The organism is Verrucomicrobiota bacterium, from assembly GCA_038744685.1.
GTDB lineage: Bacteria > Verrucomicrobiota > Verrucomicrobiia > Opitutales > Puniceicoccaceae > Puniceicoccus.
The window spans coordinates 85089-102612 of record JBCDMB010000007.1 but is presented as its reverse complement, the minus strand read 5'-3'; the positions used below and the strand labels follow the sequence as shown (position 1 = coordinate 102612).

At 52.0% G+C, this 17524-nt stretch carries 18 protein-coding genes; 6 read left to right on the top strand and 12 right to left on the bottom strand.

Annotation, left to right across the window (positions count from 1 at the left end; genetic code table 11):
- The 5 genes from argA to purD all read right to left on the bottom strand — a co-directional run bounded on the left by argA (window position 1) and on the right by purD (window position 5594).
- Window positions 1-1329 carry an amino-acid N-acetyltransferase gene (gene argA / locus AAGJ81_06405; GenBank protein ID MEM0965760.1) on the bottom strand — a complete coding sequence of 443 codons (1329 nt, stop codon included), beginning with the start codon at window positions 1327-1329 and terminating at the stop codon, window positions 1-3.
- A 336-nt stretch (window positions 1330-1665) separates the two neighbouring features.
- Window positions 1666-2667 (bottom strand): oligopeptide/dipeptide ABC transporter ATP-binding protein, encoded by a 1002-nt coding sequence (locus AAGJ81_06400; GenBank protein MEM0965759.1) that lies wholly within the window; start codon window positions 2665-2667, stop codon window positions 1666-1668.
- Window positions 2664-3674, bottom strand: coding sequence for an ABC transporter ATP-binding protein (locus AAGJ81_06395; protein MEM0965758.1), 1011 nt, complete (start codon window positions 3672-3674; stop codon window positions 2664-2666). The genes AAGJ81_06400 and AAGJ81_06395 overlap by 4 nt, the downstream gene beginning before the upstream one ends.
- Before the next feature lie 13 nt (window positions 3675-3687).
- Entirely contained in the window at window positions 3688-4275 is a 588-nt protein-coding gene (gene purN / locus AAGJ81_06390) for a phosphoribosylglycinamide formyltransferase (GenBank protein MEM0965757.1), read from the bottom strand.
- Window positions 4276-4280: 5 nt separating this feature from the next.
- A complete protein-coding gene (gene purD / locus AAGJ81_06385; GenBank protein ID MEM0965756.1) occupies window positions 4281-5594 on the bottom strand; it encodes a phosphoribosylamine--glycine ligase in 1314 nt (437 codons plus the stop codon).
- A gap of 131 nt (window positions 5595-5725) precedes the next feature.
- On the opposite strand from purD, the gene AAGJ81_06380 reads away from it, so the two are divergent.
- From AAGJ81_06380 to AAGJ81_06355, 6 genes are all read left to right on the top strand, one after another.
- Window positions 5726-6256, top strand: coding sequence for a hypothetical protein (locus AAGJ81_06380; protein MEM0965755.1), 531 nt, complete (start codon window positions 5726-5728; stop codon window positions 6254-6256).
- Window positions 6257-6481: 225 nt separating this feature from the next.
- Entirely contained in the window at window positions 6482-8140 is a 1659-nt protein-coding gene (locus AAGJ81_06375; protein ID MEM0965754.1) for a 30S ribosomal protein S1, read from the top strand.
- 231 nt (window positions 8141-8371) lie between these two features.
- Window positions 8372-9391 carry an RluA family pseudouridine synthase gene (locus tag AAGJ81_06370; protein ID MEM0965753.1) on the top strand — a complete coding sequence of 340 codons (1020 nt, stop codon included), beginning with the start codon at window positions 8372-8374 and terminating at the stop codon, window positions 9389-9391.
- A 4-nt stretch (window positions 9392-9395) separates the two neighbouring features.
- Window positions 9396-9536 carry a hypothetical protein gene (locus AAGJ81_06365; protein ID MEM0965752.1) on the top strand — a complete coding sequence of 47 codons (141 nt, stop codon included), beginning with the start codon at window positions 9396-9398 and terminating at the stop codon, window positions 9534-9536.
- Window positions 9529-10731, top strand: a complete 1203-nt coding sequence (gene hemW / locus AAGJ81_06360; GenBank protein ID MEM0965751.1) for a radical SAM family heme chaperone HemW — start codon at window positions 9529-9531, stop codon at window positions 10729-10731. Before AAGJ81_06365 ends, hemW begins: the two co-directional genes overlap by 8 nt.
- A 49-nt stretch (window positions 10732-10780) precedes the next feature.
- Window positions 10781-11677 (top strand): cell surface protein, encoded by an 897-nt coding sequence (locus tag AAGJ81_06355; protein MEM0965750.1) that lies wholly within the window; start codon window positions 10781-10783, stop codon window positions 11675-11677.
- Between the two features lie 28 nt (window positions 11678-11705).
- Here the strand turns inward: AAGJ81_06355 and AAGJ81_06350 are convergent, their stop codons facing one another.
- The 7 genes from AAGJ81_06350 to AAGJ81_06320 form a co-directional block, all read right to left on the bottom strand.
- Entirely contained in the window at window positions 11706-11993 is a 288-nt protein-coding gene (locus tag AAGJ81_06350) for an acylphosphatase (GenBank protein ID MEM0965749.1), read from the bottom strand.
- Between the two features lie 89 nt (window positions 11994-12082).
- Window positions 12083-12727 carry a lipoyl(octanoyl) transferase LipB gene (lipB, locus tag AAGJ81_06345; protein ID MEM0965748.1) on the bottom strand — a complete coding sequence of 215 codons (645 nt, stop codon included), beginning with the start codon at window positions 12725-12727 and terminating at the stop codon, window positions 12083-12085.
- 1 nt (window position 12728) lies between these two features.
- Window positions 12729-13238 (bottom strand): DUF456 domain-containing protein, encoded by a 510-nt coding sequence (locus AAGJ81_06340; protein MEM0965747.1) that lies wholly within the window; start codon window positions 13236-13238, stop codon window positions 12729-12731.
- 5 nt (window positions 13239-13243) lie between these two features.
- The gene (locus AAGJ81_06335) at window positions 13244-15076 is read right to left on the bottom strand and encodes an AsmA family protein (protein ID MEM0965746.1); all 1833 of its coding nucleotides are present in this window, start codon (window positions 15074-15076) and stop codon (window positions 13244-13246) included.
- 100 nt (window positions 15077-15176) lie between these two features.
- Window positions 15177-15647 carry a hypothetical protein gene (locus AAGJ81_06330; GenBank protein ID MEM0965745.1) on the bottom strand — a complete coding sequence of 157 codons (471 nt, stop codon included), beginning with the start codon at window positions 15645-15647 and terminating at the stop codon, window positions 15177-15179.
- 34 nt (window positions 15648-15681) lie between these two features.
- On the bottom strand, window positions 15682-16467 hold the full coding sequence (locus AAGJ81_06325) for a hypothetical protein (protein ID MEM0965744.1): 786 nt from the start codon (window positions 16465-16467) through the stop codon (window positions 15682-15684).
- Window positions 16468-16543: 76 nt separating this feature from the next.
- Window positions 16544-17431: a septum formation inhibitor Maf gene (locus AAGJ81_06320; protein MEM0965743.1), complete on the bottom strand. Its 888-nt coding sequence runs from the start codon at window positions 17429-17431 to the stop codon at window positions 16544-16546.
- Between the last annotated feature and the right edge of the window lie 93 nt (window positions 17432-17524).

Below are 17524 nucleotides of genomic sequence, written 5' to 3'. Positions count from 1 at the left end.
CTAACTGAGGTTCTTGACGAGAACCACTGGCTTCCGAGCTTCCGAGTGAACGAGGTCCCGCCGGGAACCGGGCAAATCATCTTCCGAAGCTTCTTCGTAGCCGCAAGCGTCGCGGAAAAATGCGAAACTCTGAGTGCTCAAAGCAAAAAGCCTCTTGAGTCCCTTCGCCTTTGCTTTGCGTTCCGCATAATTTACCATCTTCAATCCGACCCCACGTCCCTGGTAAAAAGGTTGGACAAATACGCTCGCGATCTCGCCATCCTGTTCAGCAGGGTAGGAAATCATCGAAGCACACGCAACCAGACTACCGTCGATCTCATAAAGGAAAAAATCTTCGATAGAATCTCGGATGGATTCGAGGGAACGTTCGCGCACTGCGTCACTGGAAGCCGCATTTTGGATCAAATTGTAGAGCGAATAAAGGTCGCTGGATTCTGCTTGGCGAATTTCATCGTATTCATTGCTATGAATCATTGTACCGAGGCCAACCTTGTCAAATACCTCGGTTAAGAGTGCGCCAAATACCCTTCCGTCGAGAATGTGAGCACGAGGTGTCCCTTCTTCAAGAGCAGTGAGAGATGCCGCAACCTTAGAATGAAGCTCGCTCGGTATAGCTTCCGGTCCCCTCGAAACCGTTTCCCGAAGAACCTCAGCGGGTATGTTGAGAAGAGACTCGCCATGAACCGTGAGCCCTGGGTGCGAGGTCAGGAAAATGAGCTTGGAAGCTTTCAAAGCGGAAGCGACTTCGGCTGCAATCCAATCAGAATTCACGCGGAGAATACTTCCGCTTCTGGAGGCGTTTACGGGACTTATGAGCGGCGTGATACCAGAGTCGAGAAGCTGAGTCAGCATTTGGCTGTCCACTTTCTCCACTTTGCCGGTCCGCTGATAGTCCTCTCCCCGAATGATTCCTTTAACGGTTGCCCGAACGGCATTCGGCACCGCACAACTGATACCGAGCTCGGTAAATTGAGAGAGAATGTGGGCGCTTACCTGCCCTGAGGCTTCGACTGCTAAATGGAGAACATCATCGTTTGTCGGTCCCGACCCATATGCATCCTCTACCGCTATACCACGTTCTTCCCCAAGAGAACGGATCTGTTGCCCAACCCCATGAACAAGAACCACTCGGATGTTCAGGCTCCGAAAGACCGCAAGATCCATCAATAAGTTCCGAAAATTCTCGTGGGCCACCACGCTCCCATCGACTGAGATAACGAACGTGTGACCGCGAAACATCGGGACATACTTGAGGATTCCCCGCAAGTCAGCCGGCTTGATCGGAGCTTCCGCGTCGACTGTAGAATGATGAATCTGGTGTGCACTCATGATGGTCCCAAACCGCTAAACTAGGAGACGTTTGGCAGATTGATCGAAACAAAAATGCTGGAAGCCAACTCTGCTTTTTGACTTGAGGGGCCAACCTTCAGTCCCTCGGAGGAACCCTTCTCTTCCACAGGTCTCTATGAGGTATACGATCCCAGAGTGAAATTTTCGAAAGGCCGTAGTGATTTCCAGGGGGAAGGTCGCAGGCCTCTCAGAGACTACACTCTACAAAGAGCGGCGACTTCAGTCGCCGAACTGGTTCCCCGCTCCAGGCCTGGAAAAACAACTGCAGGCAACCAATAACTCGAGGCCCTAATTCCGAGGTAAGCTCGGCTGTGGTCATCCTCCTTTCCGCATCTCTTCATACCCCTCAATAGTTCCAATATGCGCCTCAACCCAGTGATCAGGTTCGATCTCGATAAACTCGCCGGGGATTGCTGCCTGCTCTTCCGAGCACTCCAGATAAGTACGGTAGGCAAAAGCGCAACCAGGAGGTGGGTCGATAGGAGAGGGCACGTCGCCCTTAAGAAGGATTCGGTCTCTTTTAGCCGTTGGATCAGCCTTGGGGATCGCAGATATGAGTGCCTTGGTGTAGGCGTGTTTTGGATTCGAGAATAGTTTCTCGCGACTCGTCAGTTCGACAACTTTACCAAGATAAAGGACGGCAATTCGGTCGGATATGTGACGCACGACTGACAAGTCATGCGAGATGAATAGATAGGCGAAACCGTGTTCCTTTTGTAGGTCCAAGAGAAGATTTAGAATCGAGCTCTGCACGGAGACGTCCAAAGCAGAGACTGCCTCATCGCAAACAATTAGGGAAGGTCTCAACACGAGAGCTCTGGCGATTCCTATACGCTGCCGTTGGCCACCGGAAAACTCGAAGGGATAACGGTCGACAGTATTGGCATCCAGTCCGACTTCATCCAGAATTTTGGCGACCTGCATTCCTCTCTCTTTCCGGGTCCCAATCTTGTGGATGGTCAGAGGTTCTTCCAGGATCTGTCCGACGGTCTGGCGGGGATTCAGCGATTCAGCGGGGTCTTGGAAAATCATTTGAACCTCCCGTCGGTAACCAAGAAGGGAGCTGCCACGAAGTTTCAAAACGCTCTCACCATCCAAGCGGATGTCTCCATCAGTGGGTTTAACCAATCGGCAGATGGCTTTACCGAGCGTAGTTTTGCCGCATCCCGATTCGCCTACAATTCCGAGAGTTTCTCCGGGGCTTATCGAGAGCGAGAGGTCATCCACGGCCCGGCATACCCTCTTGACACGAGGGATTAGGCCTCCTCGCAAGGGGAAGTGCACCTTAAGATTCTCGATTGTTACGCCCTCTTTCATCGATCAGTGCGCACTACATCACAATCCTCCACCCAATGACCGGGCCGGACTTCAATTAAACGCGGGCGAATCGTTCGGAAATCTTCCGACTCCAAATATTCGTCTCTCCGCGGATGATCAGAGCGTGGTGCGAAACGGGCACCAACGGGTAAATCCTGTAGTCCCGGTACTCTCCCCGGGATCGTCGGAAGCATAGTCTTGGGTCTAGATTCCAGCGACGGTATGGAGCGGAGAAGTCCCGCCGTGTACCGATGAAGTGGATTTAGAAAGAGTTCTTCTACAGGGGCCACTTCCACGATCCTTCCCGCGTACATGACTACGACCCGATCGCAGGTTTCCGCGATAACGCCAAGGTCGTGAGTGATCAGTATCATGGCCATTGAGAAAGATTCTTTTTTCTCGCGAAGGAGGTCGAGTATCTGAGCCTGTGTCGTCACGTCGAGTGCGGTGGTCGGCTCGTCTGCAATCATCAGTTTCGGCCCGCAGACCAGTGCCATTGCAATGACTACCCTTTGACGCATGCCTCCAGAGAGTTGATGGGGGTATTCCTTCATTCGTTGTTCGGGTGCAGGGATGCCCACTTTTTTCAACACATCGAGAGACCGTTCGTAGCTCTCTCGCTTTCCGCACATTTCATGGATGAGAAGGCATTCCGCGATTTGTCGGCCTACAGTGTGGACGGGATTTAGAGCGGTCATAGGCTCTTGAAAAATCATTCCGATCTCCTTTCCCCTCACCCCTCGCAGTTTCTTCTCTTCCAGTGTGGCAAGGTCCACTCCCGAAAACTCAATACTCCCACTCGATACCCGTCCTGACGGCTTGGGCAGCAGGCCAAGAATACTGTGAGCGGTGACACTTTTCCCGCATCCAGACTCACCCACAATTCCAACCGATTCATTTTGGTGAACCGAAAAGGTAACTCGGTCAACGGCCTCTCGGAATCCCGCATCGGTTTCAAAGCCAGCGGAAAGACCCGTCACGGAGAGAAGACTGTTGGAACTTTCCATTCTTGTTCGAATCTTAAGAATTCAGAAAGGATAGGGGATCCTTTAGGAATTCAACGAACGCCCTGCCTTCCAGCTTTTGAACTTTTGCCTTTAGGGTTTCGGGAGTGTCATCCGGTGCCACCGGGCATTTCTTTTGGAGTATGACCCTCCCGGCATCCACTTCTTCTTCGGCAAGATGAATCGTGCATCCCGATTCCGAATCACCGGCTCTAAGGACGGATTCATGAACCGCAAGATCCATCAATCCTCCGTGGCGAGGTAACAGAGAAGGGTGAATGTTTACCAAGCGGCCCCGCCAACGCTCGACAAAAGGAGGAGAGACGATTCGCATGTATCCAAGCATCAGAACCAACTCTACCTGATGTTTTTCGAGTTCGGCGGTGACGGCTGCGTCAAACTCTTCACGCGTCAGGTCACCCGGACGAATTGCTCGGCTAGGGATTTCCTGCTCCCTGGCAAACTCAAGTATGGGTGCCTTCTTCCTGTTGGATACGATCACCGCGAGATCAATCGGGAGCTCACCTTTTCTCCAAGCCGCGACAATTGGCCTTAGCGCGCTCCCTCGCGTCGAACCCAGAACGCCAACTTTCACTTGCTGCATGTGATTCAACCTCGTAGCTGGTCAATCAAATCCACACGCTTTTGGACAAGAGCTGCCGTTCCGATATCCGATCTGTGAAAGAGGGGACCTGGAACTGATAAAGCCAAAGACTCCGCGGCTACTTCAGCTTCTTCCAAAGACTTTCCCGTCCCTACGAAGGCAAGAGTCCGTGATCCCGCCGCCAAGAGCCTGCCGTTTCTCGAGTCAACGGACGCGAGGAAGAGGTTTTTACAATCTGCCACCTCGGAAAGATCGATCTCAAACAATTTGCGGGGACGCTCTGGATAGCCTTCCGGGACCAGATACTTGCAGACGCTAGCCTCACTTTTGTAGGAAACGGAAGAGGGATCAAAGCTGCCATTGGCAATACCTCTTAAAGCCGTAAGAAAATCGCCTTCGAAGAGGGAGAGCAAATTCATGCACTCCGGGTCTCCGAAACGAGCGTTGTACTCAATCAAACGGATGCCATCTGCGGTAGCCATGAAGCCGCCGTAGAGAATACCGCGGTAAACGCTCCCGGTTTCGCTGGCAATCGCTTCAAGGGTTTTTTCGTTCATATCCACAGCCGCTTGGTAATCCGACTCTTCGGTGAAAGGCATTCGGTGATCTGGCATTGAATAGCTGCCCATACCGCCGGTATTCGGACCCATGTCGCCTTCATAGGCGCGCTTGTGATCCTGAACGAGAGGGGAGTGTGAGACAGTTTTTCCGTCCGTGTAGGTGAAGAGTGAAAACTCGGGGCCGATACACTTCTCCTCGATGACGAATTTCGAACCTGCATCGAGAGTTTCGAGACACCAAGAAAGAGCCTCCTTCCGTGTCTGAAGGTGCTCTCCGGAAACCTTGACTCCCTTGCCACCCATAAGCCCATCGGCTTTGAGGACGAAATCGTCTCCGAGCTCCACAAGAAATGCTTCCACTCCATCCATTGATGAAAACCACTGAAAGACGGGTGAGCCAGGTATGGAGTGTTTGAGGAGAAGTTCCCGGGTAAATCCTTTGCTGGATTCAATCTTCGCCTGCTCTCGGCCAGGGCCTGCAGTAGCAATTCCAGCTGCCGACAGCGCATCGACGACTCCTGCCTCCAACGGCGCCTCGGGACCCACAACGGCAAAATCGGCTCCGTGTTCGACTGCGAATTCACAGATCTTTGTGGGATCTGTCAAAGGGCCTTCTGTATAGGCAATCGAAGCAGACGACAAACCAGGGTTGTTGGTGCTCCCGTAAACAAGCAATTCGGACTTTTCTGGAGAGGCACTTAAGGCCTTTGCGATGGCGTGTTCGCGAGCCCCAGAGCCAATAAGGAGTACTTTTTCCATTCAGCGTGAAGTGTTTCTTCGATTCTGAGGGTGCGCAAGACTCAGTTTTTGAGTTTGCAATCGAAAGGTGAATTTCATCTTCTTGAAACGCTTCCGGCCTGTCGTTCAAACCCCCCAAACGCATTGTTCAGATGAACCTAAAACCCCTTCTCTTATGTGTCGCATCTAGCGGCCTCTTTCTCTCCTCCTCGTTTTCCGCTTCCGAAGCTGGGGACGGCTCAGCGCGTTACTATGAGAGTCGCCCTGACAGCTATGATGGAAAGCAAATCGAGCTCGACTGCACTTTCGTTACACGGATCAATGGTGGTCCTCAAATTGAAGGAGTTGTGCTTTTTCTCGCCCACACTGAAGATGAGGAAAACTCCCGCCGTGGGGGAGCGATTGTAACGGCAGTGATGGAAGACGATGCAGACAGCTTTATCAAACGATATGGCGATACGGTAGATGTCGACCGTGGAACTGCTGACCGGATTGATAGCCGCCGATTGAAAGGCACTTTTTATGTTCTCGACCGGGGTCACGTTTATGTGGATGCATCAGAGAACGGAGAGGCCCACGAGCTCATTCTCGAGCGCGCAGAAGACGTCAAAACAAACATTCGGCGCGGAAAGGCTGGTGGCCCAAGGCCAATGAAGGGTCCGAAGGGAAGAGCCGAGAGCTAAGGCCAAGTCTACCCTCGATAGTCACTAGGCCAAGGTGGACTAGTCGGGAACAGCCCCTGCCAGAGAATAGGGGCTTTTTTTCTTGCGAGTTGCGAGTCTCTTTGACTTGATTCCGCGCTTGGCTGAATTTCGCCCACTTTCATTGGGTGAGGCCACTCACTAACTACCAACAATAACCACTAACCATCAGGCTTGATTGCACGATTGAGCCTTACAAAAAAACCTATGAGTTCCTTAATGGAAGAACTTCTCTCTGACAGCAGTATTGATAAGCTGGAAGAGGGTGAAATTATCAAAGGGCGGATCATGGAGATTCGTCCGACCGAAGTGATCGTCGATATCGGCGGCAAATCGGAAGCAGCAATCCCCTCGGTTGAATTTTCCGATCCTGGAGATTTGGATGTCGGAGGCGAAATTGAAGTCTACCTTGACCGTTTGGAGGATCGCGACGGTAACCCCGTCGTTTCCTACGACAAGGCAGAGCAGAAAAAGAACTGGGAGCACATCCTCGAAAACTGTGACGAGGGTTCGATCGTCCCTGGACGGGTTAAGTCCAAGGTAAAGGGAGGGTTGATCATCAGCATTGGAGTAGACTCGTTCCTCCCAGCGTCCCAGATTGATATTCAGCCGCCTAAGAATCTGGACCAATATGTCGGACAAACCTACGATTTTAAAGTCATCAAGATTAACCCGGACCGGAAAAATATCGTAGTTTCCCGCCGGGAGCTGATCGAAGAGCAGAGAGCGGAAAAGCGTCGCAAGCTTCTTGATGAGGTCAACCCGGGCGATGTTCGCCGTGGGGTGGTGAAGAACATCACTGACTATGGAGCGTTTGTGGATCTCGACGGTCTGGATGGTCTCCTTCACATCACCGACATGAGCTGGGGTAGGGTTTCCCACCCGAGCGAAATGCTGAAAGCGGGCGAAGAAATTGACGTTCAGATCCTGGAGGTCGACCGCGACCGTGAGCGGGTGTCACTGGGCACGAAGCAGCTTAGTCAGAATCCTTGGGATCTCATTGAACAGAAGTATCCGGTCGGCGCTGTGGTCAAAGGCCGCGTCGTCAATCTGGTCGCCTACGGTGCATTCATCGAAATCGAAGAAGGTGTCGAAGGTCTGGTCCATGTGACCGAGCTTTCCTGGACGAAGCGCATCAACAAGCCATCCGAAGTCTTGCGGATCGGCCAGGAGGTCGACGCGGTTGTTTTGGGGATCCAGAAAGATGAGCAAAAGATTTCTCTGGGAACCCGTCAGCTCGACGAAAATCCTTGGGACATGGTCCGCCACAACTACCCGGTCGGTGCTCACGTTCGCGGGCAGGTCCGGAATCTCACCAACTACGGTGCCTTCATTGAATTGGAAGAAGGTATCGACGGAATGGTTCACGTCTCCGACATGAGTTGGACCCGCAAGGTCAATAACCCAACAGAGGTGGTGAAGAAGGGTGACGAGGTCGACGCGATCGTTCTGGATGTGGACGTAGACAACCGTCGAATCTCTCTCGGTATGAAGCAGTTGAGCAACGACCCATGGGAAGAAATCGACCAATACTTCAAGATTGGCGATGTTGTCTCAGGCACGGTCATCAAGCTCACGAACTACGGAGCCTTTGTTCAACTGGAGCATGACATTGACGGCTTGGTGCACATCAGCCAGCTCAGCGAAGATCGGGTTGAGAACGTGAAGGATGCGGTGGATGTCGACCAGAAAGTGACGGCCCGTGTGATCAAGATCGACCGGAATGACCGCCGGATTGGTCTCAGCATCAAGGCCGCTGAGTACTCGGATGACGAGGTGGCAGCCGAGGCGGCAGCTTACGACTCGCTCTCTGGAGACGAGGATCTAGCGAGCCTCGGGGACATCCTCGATCAGGCCGGTCGCTAAACCCAGCGATTCAACAAAAGATTTTCAGCCCCTCGGTGCCAGGTCGCACCGAGGGGCTTTTTTGTGATATCGAATTTGAGAAACTCTGCTGACACCGAACCTACTCGAAGGAGACTGTCCAATTGATTCACGTAGTCTTGCCGAAATTTGTGACTTCGATAGGGCTATCGGATCTGTTGCAAAGCCGATTGGTTTCGGAGAGAGTAAGGGTGTAGGGATCATATTTCTGTTTTGAAAACCTCAATTTACAATGGCGAAAAGGAGTTGCCACTTCGATCAGACTTCAGTCGAAACGTAAGGGTGGATGAGGCCGAGAGATCTGTGGAGTGGATCGAGGCTCAGGTGGTTTCGGCGAATCCGGTTCGCCTGGATAGCTGGTTGTCTTCCCACTTTCCCGAGGTGTCCCGTTCGCGCTGGCAAAAGGCGATTCGCGAAGAAAGAGTGGTCAGAAGCGAGAAAGATCTTGTGCCTCGAGTGATGGTCTCGGATGGGGATATTTTGTCGATTGACGCTCAAGTATTCAATGACAACTCGAACCATCCCAAAATTCCCGAGCCTCAGGATCTGCCCCTCACGATTCTCTTCGAAGACGAAGACATTCTGGTCATCAATAAAGCATCGGGGATGGTGGTCCACCCCGGAAACGGCTGTGAAAATGGAACCGTAGTCAACGCAGCCCTTCACCACACTCACGGCAAGCTCGCGGCTCTGGATGAGGTTGAGAGACCGGGTATCGTTCACCGGCTGGATAAGGAAACCTCGGGTGTGTTGATTCTTGGCAAAACCGAAAAAGCTGCGAGGGATCTCTTCTCCCAGTTTCAGGCCCGCTCCATTTCGAAAACCTACATTTGTGTAGTTCAAGGGGTTCCCGATCAGCAGGTGGGAACCTGCGACGGACCCATTGGGAGGCATCCGGTCAATAGGACAAAGATGGCAGTTTTGCCTGACGGGAGACCTGCTGTTTCTCATTGGGAGGTTCTCAATGGCTCTAATGATGGATGGAGTGCCTTGCGGGTCTCGATTGAGACGGGTAGGACGCATCAGATTCGTGTTCATCTGTCGGAAATGGGATTCCCGGTATTGGGAGATTCTCTTTATGGCTTCCGAAAAACACGTGTTTCTGGTGATGCGGCACGGGTGGAGCGTATCCTCTTACACTCTTTTGAGACAGTCTTTCGACATCCAGTATCAGGCAAGGTTCTTGAGGTGCAGGCACACCTGCCAAGTGAAATGACCACTTTTATCAGTTGAGCGGATGGAAAAGGAGCGGAAAGAAGTGGATGAAGGGCAGGGGACCGAAGGTAAGGGAATTCCTCTCAAATGGATTTTCTACGCGATCCTTGCTTACGCGTTTTTCCAGACTGCTTACCTTTGGTGGCAAGTGAAGGGTGAATAGGCATTCGGGATCTCCGGAGTCGACGGATTCTTCTGCCGCAGTTACCACTCCGATTCAATTTCACCCGAATTATATTCCAAATGGGGCGGCACTCTATCTGCACGTTCCGTTCTGTACTGCGCTTTGTGACTTCTGTGCGTTTAAAAAGAGTCTCCCCTCTCCGGGAGATTGGGATCGATACCGGGCTGGATTGGAAGCGGAGTGGGAGAGCCTTCATTTTGAAGGGACAGTTAGTAGCGTATTCTGGGGTGGAGGGACACCGGGTCTTTTGAAAGCCTCGGACATTCTCAGAATCGGGGAATTGATCAATGAGCAAGTGGCCTCTGGCACAGAATGGACGGTTGAGCTGACGCCGCTTTGTCCGACTCGCGAGAAGCTCAAGGCCTGGTGTGAGATCGGAGTGAATCGCCTGTCCCTTGGTGTTCAGTCCTTCTCCCCACGGCTTCTGAAAGCAATGGGACGGCCTTATGACCCCAAGAATCTGGAGGCTATTGTCGGAGAGATTCGGGAAGCGGGTTTCAAAAATCTTAATCTCGATCTGATCATCGCTTTTCCCGGTCAAACGGTAGAAGAGCTGGAGGCGGATTTGGAGCAGACAGTGGCTCTAAGTCCAGACCACGTTTCTGTTTACTGCCTTACTCTGGAAGAAGATACCGCTCTCTATACCCGGTTGACGCAATCCGGAAATCAGCCCGATCCTGATCAGGAGGCCTCTCTCTACGAGCGAGCGTGGTGCCTTCTTGAAGAGGCAGGGTTTCACCAATACGAGATCTCAAACTTCGCAAGGGAGGGTTCCCACTGTAACCACCACTTGAATGTTTGGTCCATGGGTAACTGGCGCGGAATCGGGCCGTCCGCAGCTTCGCAGATCGGTTCATTGCGATTCCGAAATGCTTACGATCTCAAAAAGTGGAGCGAGTTTCCGTTTACAGCAGCAGCTGATCGCTACCCTGATCTTGTAGAAAGCTCTGATTCTGATAGGGCTCTGGAGAAGATCATCTTCGGGTTGCGCAAGAACTCTGGAATCTCCACAGATCTTGTCAATTCTTTGCACCCAACGGATCGGGACAGAGTAAAGGTATTTTTGGAGAAGCTGGAATCTGAGGGATACTTGGTTCAGTCTAAGGGCAACTATCGCCTGACTTTGCAGGGCCGATTGCTCGCAGACGAGATCTCGCAACAGATCCTTGGATAACTTTGTCTTGCACGACAGTTTCCTTAGAACTAATCCCTTGAAGTACAATATGAACCCACGTCTCCTCTCGCCTCTTGCTGCTGTTTTAGTCTTTTTCCTCGCCGGCTGCGGGGTGACCATGGAGAACCTCACTCCTACCCGGATTCCTGAGAACCCCTCTGGCATCTACACGATTACGATGAGGACAGACGCTGCCACTGGGGCTACGATCAAGAACGATTCGGTGAAAGGGAACATCGTTATTGATGGAACCGTGTTTCCAATGGAGCAGAACCCTATCGATCCGAGTCTTTTCGACTTCGACTATGTGATGCCTGAGGATCAGTCAGAAGCGGCGTTCTATTTTATTCTAAACTACGTGGTTTTAGGTGGTTCTGAAGAGAACCCTAACGAGGCCGTCTCGAATCTCTACAGTTTCCGGTTGGTGAATAAATATGTGATCCAAATGCAGGTGGACCGTGCACCGGTAGGTAGACCTGTCGCGGTGTTGGGACGCCGGTTTTTCCGATCAGACAGGATCATCATAGGAGGAGTCGAGGCGGAGACTCGGTTCAAGTCTGACAATGAGATCGATTTCGTAGTGCCTGCTCTTCCCGCGGGTGAAAGTTATTTTGTTCAACTACAGTCGGGCGGGCAATTGGTTCCGATTGGTAATTTTATGGTAGACCTTTCTCTGCTAAAGGTTGCTCCGATCAGTCTTACACTTGCCTCTGGCGAAACGGGTATTCTTGTCTTCTCGGTAGACTTTGATGCGCCCGCTGGCGGCCTTGCGATTCGGGTCACCACAGATGTTCCGGCATCCGTAATCATGCCTGAGGTGATCATTCCAGCAGGGAGCCGTTCAGTGAGTGTGGTAGTTGAAGGTGGTGTCCCGGGAGACGGAGCACTTTTTGCTGACGTTCCAGGGATGAAGGAATTGACAATCCCGATTACTGTTACCGAGTAGGCTTTGGAACCTTTTTAGAGGTCATTTTCTAAATCTTTAACTGGAACCCCTCGAATGGGTCTTTCGCGTCGCCAACGCGTATCTCCGTATCTCGAATGTATTCGGACAGCCCATCGCAAACCGCCTCGATAAACTGTCGAACTTCCTCTTCGGTTCCGTTGGCGACCAGATGGACTCGACCGTCAGCCAGATTCTCGACATATCCCGTTACTTCATAGCCGTTGGCAATTTTTGTGGTCTCATATCGGAAGCCTACACCCTGCACGCGTCCTGAAAACCACACCTCATTGAGGATCCGAGACTTTTCTTTCCCCATAGGAATCGAGGAAAGCAGGATGAAGGTGGATGTGGCAATCTGTTAGTCGAATCGAAGGACGGTGCCGCTATTCGACTCCAAGGGAGCCGTCAGTTTTTACTCTCGGTCCCAAACGCCCTTTGAAATTCCCTACCAAGGCGATTCTTTACCTCGTCCAGCACTACTGATCTTCCTAATTCCTTTTCTAGGGAAGTCACCGTTCCGTCTGTGATCCCACAGGGAACAATTCCTGAAAAGTGTTCGAGATTCGTGGAGACGTTTAGAGCGAATCCATGAAAGGAAACCCAATGTCGAGCGGCCATTCCAATGGCGGCGATCTTGCGGGAGTCTATCCAGACCCCGGTCAGGCCCTTCCGCCGATTCGCTGCGAGGCCGAAAGAGCAGACTGTAGCGATGACCAGGTCCTCTACTTGGCGAAGGAGTTGGTGAAGATCCTTCGATTGGGAAAGGTCGACGAATAGGTACCCGGTGATCTGGCCTGGCCCGTGGTATGTGATATCCCCACCGCGATTGGTCTCAACCACTTCGATTCCATGAGTGTGTAGAAATGTCGGTGAGGCTATCAAGTTCTTAGCAGCCTTGGGGTGACGACCGACCGTATAGACGGGTTGGTGTTCAGTAAAGACCAGTGTATCGGGTCTTTTTCCTTCTCTTCTCTCTTGGAGAGTGCGCAGCTGTATCTGAAGTGCATCCTGATAGGACGTCGAACCCCAATCCTCAATAGTGGTCTTCATTTCAGCCTTCGGAAATCTGTCGAAACCAGAGGTATCCGAATCCGAGTATTACGAAAAAACAAACAGCGAGTTTGATAACCATCGCGATCATTGCTCCGAGGAAGGTTCCCCAACCGGCCTTTCCTGCGGCCCTAAGCTGTCGTCCACCCAAAAGCTCTCCGAGAATCGCTCCAATAACGGGTCCAATAAAGATCCATACGAGGGGTGGAGGAATAAAGATCCCGACAATTCCACCGATAAGAGCACCCGTCGCTCCCTTCCAGGTGGCACCGTAACGCCGCGCACCCATTATCGAGAGAACGAAGTCAAGAACGAGGGTAAGGAGTGTGAGCCCTAGGGTTACCCAAAGAAAAGCTATACCGGGAGAAGCATCGGGAACCGTAAAGTGAAAAAGGGCGACCCCCGCAAAGACAAGAATCGGCCCGGGAAAAACCGGTAAGACCGTTAGGACCACTCCTAAGAGGAAAAGAAGGAGTGTGACGGCCAGGAGAAACCAGGCAGTCGGATCCATTGACTCTAGGAGTCCGCCTCTACCGCCTCACGCGCCCGCTCTGCATCGGAATCGCCCCGTTGCGCATTGACCGGTTCATCCAAAGTCTCCTCTGGCTTTGGCTCTGAAACTGGAGGAAATGTGCCTTCTTCCAGCCACTGTTTTGCCGCAGCTTGAAACTCTTCGTGGCGCTTAGTGCTTGCCTCCCTCCAGTTAGCCTGGCGGTTCGCACCAGTCCCAGAAGAAACTGCACTCACAGCTCCCTCCGTCGCCGCCTCGGCGCTATCGCCAAGGGCTGAACCGGCCGTTGTAACCGTCCCAACAGTAGCTTTCTCAAGACCTTTGCCAGCTCCTTTGAGATCTCCTCTAGCAAGAGCCTTACCCGTATCGAAGATCCCTCTTCCTAAGTTCATCACCGTATCTCCGGCACCCCTTGCGAGAGTGCCTGCGGCGTCAGCAGCACCGGAGACGACCTCCATACTACCCTTCATCGCGTCGCCAGCTAAGTTTCCGAGGAATTGTCCCGGTCTCCCAATAACGTTCAATAGCATTTCACCGCCATTGATCCTTGGGTTGTCGGGAGTGCCACTCAGCGTGACCGAAGTAGTTACATTGTTACTGCTGACGAGGGTGATTTTCCCGTCCAGTTCGTCAGAAGAGACGAACCACCGGCCGGTTAGATCAAAGGCTGGCCCCCCGATGGCGGTTTGAGTGCCAGCAGGGACGAGAGAACCTACGGTCTGCAGTTCGAAACCGGTCAACTGGAACCGCCCAGCAGTCACTGGAATACCAGATCCAATCACCGTTGATTTAACCACGGAGTCGAATTCTGCAGCCGTAACGCCTTCAGCTTCCTGTTCAATCCGAAACGAAATCTCACCGGTCATCACTTCATCTTCCCTCGGTTGACGAACGCCTGATGGATCAAAAGCGATGTTCTTTCCACGCACTTGAAATCCATCTACCTTAACGTCGAGATCTTCATCGTTTGCTGGTCGGCTTGAATACTCGAGTTGGAAATTCTCGATCAGAAAGTCTCCAATATAAATGGGGTCCGTGGTATCGCCGTCGGTTGGCTGCTCCTCAATTTCCTCAGCGTCTTCTGATAGTGCAGTTTCGATTGTCTCATCAGTTACCGGTTCTGTAGTTTCCGGCTGAGGAAGCTCGTTGGTGGAGTAAACCAGTTTCGCGTCCGAGAGCTTGAGAAGGGCAAAGGAGACGCCTTCTGCAACCGAGGCGACGGAGCTACCGGGATTTACGGTGATTCCTTCTCCAAGAAAATTGAATCCAGTGAGGTCGTAAACGTTCTTAGCGTTTGGGCTACCTTCGTCCGAAAAATACGCAGAGAGGCTAGTGACCGAAATGGAGTCGATCTGGATTGCTTTTCCACCTCCCGATTCTGGTGCGGGTTCCGGTTCCGGCTCAGTCTCTTCTGTAGGTTGCATCACGGCCAATTTCTCAAAAGAAAACTTCCCGTCTTTGTCTCGATCTATCGACACTGAGGGCCCTGTCACCGCGATCTCGTTGATCTTGATTACGTCTCCAAAAACTGAACTTGGGTCCACATCAATAACGAGAGATTCCAAGAGAAACAAATCCTTTACCCCGTCGGCATTGTCGGGATCTGCGACTCGCACCCCCTTCACCTCAACGTCTCCCGACCAAAGGTTTATTTTTAGATCCTGGATGGAGGCTTCGGTCCCCAGAATTTTAGGGAGTTGGCTATTTGCAATCCACTTAGCCGTTGGGGAGAGAAGAAAAGTAAGAAAAACGACTACCAGCAGAACGAGCGCAAGAACCGCAAAAAGCAAAAACTTGAGAACTGAAAAGCCACTTGAGGAGGAGGTCTTGCACTTCATACCCAGACATCATGCGGGTATTGCAGGTGGTGACAAGATTTCAGATGAATAACCAGCTGAAAACGAGGCTTCCCTCGCAAAGGCTAAGTTTGGCCTACGGTCAAAACCGAAAACCGAGTGACACGGTTCCTAGCCACCCGTCTCCGTCCCCGTCCACCCGTCGATAGCCTCCGAGGGAGAGGATTAAGGATTGGATACTCCCTTGCACTTCAAGACCAAGGTAGGTGTTGTCCTCATCCGCACCGATTGGCTCAAACCAAGTCCGAAGCAGACTTCCTTTGATACCGTAACCCAATCCTTGGCCGATCGTGTCCATTCCAATGAGAATTTTTCCACCGCCAATCCCAAGCTCCCCTTCAATCCCGGTGCGAAGAGCTTGGCTACCTACCTCCACTCCGGAATCCAAATACAAGCCAGCGGTCCCGCTTACTACTAGCGGAGACGAAATGTTGATTCCGAGATATCCCTCAGACCGAGCCGAAAAAGGTAAAAGAACGAGAAGAGCGAGGAGACAGTATGAGGGAGCATTAGCGAGTTTCATGCGATCAAGAAGCGGGGATAGAGTCTGCATTGTCAAGCATCCGGTATCCGACTCGTAGTTCAATCTAATCGACGTCTGGAAGAGTCAGCTCTCGGGCGCCTTCAGGAATTGCGAACACCTCTTCGTCTAGGTCCAGGTAGGTAATGTTTGAAACCGTCCCTGTTGCCTTTGGCTGATCTGCGGCGTAAGTCTGGTTTTCCGGGTCCCAAAGCCAGAATTCATAGGTCTGAGAGATTATCGGATCACTGCCATCACTGTAATCAAGGTAGCGGATTATGGAAGGTTCTTCATTCGCAGTCTCTGCGTCCTTTCCGTACGTGACGATGTACGACATTTCCTCGATAACACCGGTGTCAGGGTTGATGAAAAAACGGTACCAGTCGTCGGGAGTGTCTCCCACTCCTGAACCAAAGGTTTGGAGAAGCGTGACCCGCGGTTCACCATTGAATGTTCCTTCCTCTAGTTCACTGAGTTGTATTCCGTCTCCTTCCATCTTGAATGGAGCCATGATGAACCAGGGCCAGGTGAGCACGTGAAATCGCCCCCGGCTCGCCTCGGCTTCCGCAGGGTGAACCCACGCAGTCTCCCCGTCAAAAAAGATCGTCGTTCCGTCCTTGCGGTCGTACCGAGCTTTCGGACCATGCGCTTCAAACGTGAATGTTCCATCGACTGCAATCATCCCGCCAAAATCAATGAGGACGTCTGCCTGCACCACGTCTTTTCCCCACCAGGACTCTAGATTGTGGGCAGTCTGGGTTTTCGAAACAGTCTCGCCAATCTCTCCTGAGATATCCGCGAACACGGAAACGGAAGAGAACGCTAGTATTGCGGGAAGGGTCCTAGTTTTCATCCGTTAAGAAGAACAGAGCGGCCGAGTGAGGTCGACTTGTTTCTCCTACCCGAACTTTCTCCCTCAACTCGAAACCCTACCGATCAAATCCAAGCTTTTGGCGAAGAGGCTCGTCTTTGATCGCGTTGTTTTCCCAATAGTAAAGCATTTCGGAATGCGTAGCTGTGCCCTTCGAAAAGAGCTGCCCGTTAACCGTCTCTTCCCACCCAAGAATTCGGTGAGGAAAATCACTCTCAAAACTGATCGAAATCGTCCGTGCTAACGAGGGCGTATTGATCGTGTAGGATGCGGTAGCATCGGAAAAATCTAGTTCCGCACTTGCCTCAACCAAAACAGGTTGTAGATGGGCCAGCCGTTGAAAAAAGGTTTCTGGGAAAAGTGAAAATTCTCCCGTTGGAAGAGACTGCGGGTCTAGTCGAAGTCTCGTCCAAAGCTCATCCTCCGTCCAAGCCTCAGGTAGGGAAACGTCCTGATCCGCCTCTCGCTGGAAGTAGGAGCGTACCTCTACCTCCAGGGCATCGGAGCGGCGGTTGACCTGTTGGAATACGAGTCCACACCACTCTGTAGTGCTGGTAGCTATTTTCAGTCCCGAGGGAGCAGGGCCAGTCTCGTGCACGGGCTGAAAAATCGAGGTCATCATTTCGTAAGGATAAATTCCTGTTTTAAAGGACCGCAGGCGATTTAGCTTCAGAACGGGAACGGCATCATCTCCGGGACCGTACTCGTGCTTCACCTGTTGCTCGGAGAGAAAGGGCTCGGTGACAAAAATCAGGACACTTTCGCCAGACCGGATCTCGCCATACCGCAACTGCTCCAGATCGTATCGGGTGATTTCTGCCTTATCGAACCAGTAGTCTTCTATACTTTTCGCAGAAGTCTCAGGAAAGGGAGAAGCACAGGATACCGTAAATCCGGCGACGAAGGCCACGCCGGAATGGCGGAGAGTGGAGAGTAATGAGTTCACACTAAAGAGGGTAGAATCTTTTTGTTTTTTGCCAAGGAGCAGAGCGTGTTTTGCCTGTAACGGAGATTCTTTTTTGGACCTTGATTTTGGCAT

Coding starts and splice junctions, on each gene's coding strand:
- argA (MEM0965760.1), bottom strand. CDS start 1,329: ATGAGTGCACACCAGATTCATCATTCTACAGTCGACGCGGAAGCTCCG.
- AAGJ81_06400 (MEM0965759.1), bottom strand. CDS start 2,667: ATGAAAGAGGGCGTAACAATCGAGAATCTTAAGGTGCACTTCCCCTTG.
- AAGJ81_06395 (MEM0965758.1), bottom strand. CDS start 3,674: ATGGAAAGTTCCAACAGTCTTCTCTCCGTGACGGGTCTTTCCGCTGGC.
- purN (MEM0965757.1), bottom strand. CDS start 4,275: ATGCAGCAAGTGAAAGTTGGCGTTCTGGGTTCGACGCGAGGGAGCGCG.
- purD (MEM0965756.1), bottom strand. CDS start 5,594: ATGGAAAAAGTACTCCTTATTGGCTCTGGGGCTCGCGAACACGCCATC.
- AAGJ81_06380 (MEM0965755.1), top strand. CDS start 5,726: ATGAACCTAAAACCCCTTCTCTTATGTGTCGCATCTAGCGGCCTCTTT.
- AAGJ81_06375 (MEM0965754.1), top strand. CDS start 6,482: ATGAGTTCCTTAATGGAAGAACTTCTCTCTGACAGCAGTATTGATAAG.
- AAGJ81_06365 (MEM0965752.1), top strand. CDS start 9,396: ATGGAAAAGGAGCGGAAAGAAGTGGATGAAGGGCAGGGGACCGAAGGT.
- AAGJ81_06355 (MEM0965750.1), top strand. CDS start 10,781: ATGAACCCACGTCTCCTCTCGCCTCTTGCTGCTGTTTTAGTCTTTTTC.
- AAGJ81_06350 (MEM0965749.1), bottom strand. CDS start 11,993: ATGGGGAAAGAAAAGTCTCGGATCCTCAATGAGGTGTGGTTTTCAGGA.
- lipB (MEM0965748.1), bottom strand. CDS start 12,727: ATGAAGACCACTATTGAGGATTGGGGTTCGACGTCCTATCAGGATGCA.
- AAGJ81_06340 (MEM0965747.1), bottom strand. CDS start 13,238: ATGGATCCGACTGCCTGGTTTCTCCTGGCCGTCACACTCCTTCTTTTC.
- AAGJ81_06335 (MEM0965746.1), bottom strand. CDS start 15,076: ATGAAGTGCAAGACCTCCTCCTCAAGTGGCTTTTCAGTTCTCAAGTTT.
- AAGJ81_06330 (MEM0965745.1), bottom strand. CDS start 15,647: ATGCAGACTCTATCCCCGCTTCTTGATCGCATGAAACTCGCTAATGCT.
- AAGJ81_06325 (MEM0965744.1), bottom strand. CDS start 16,467: ATGAAAACTAGGACCCTTCCCGCAATACTAGCGTTCTCTTCCGTTTCC.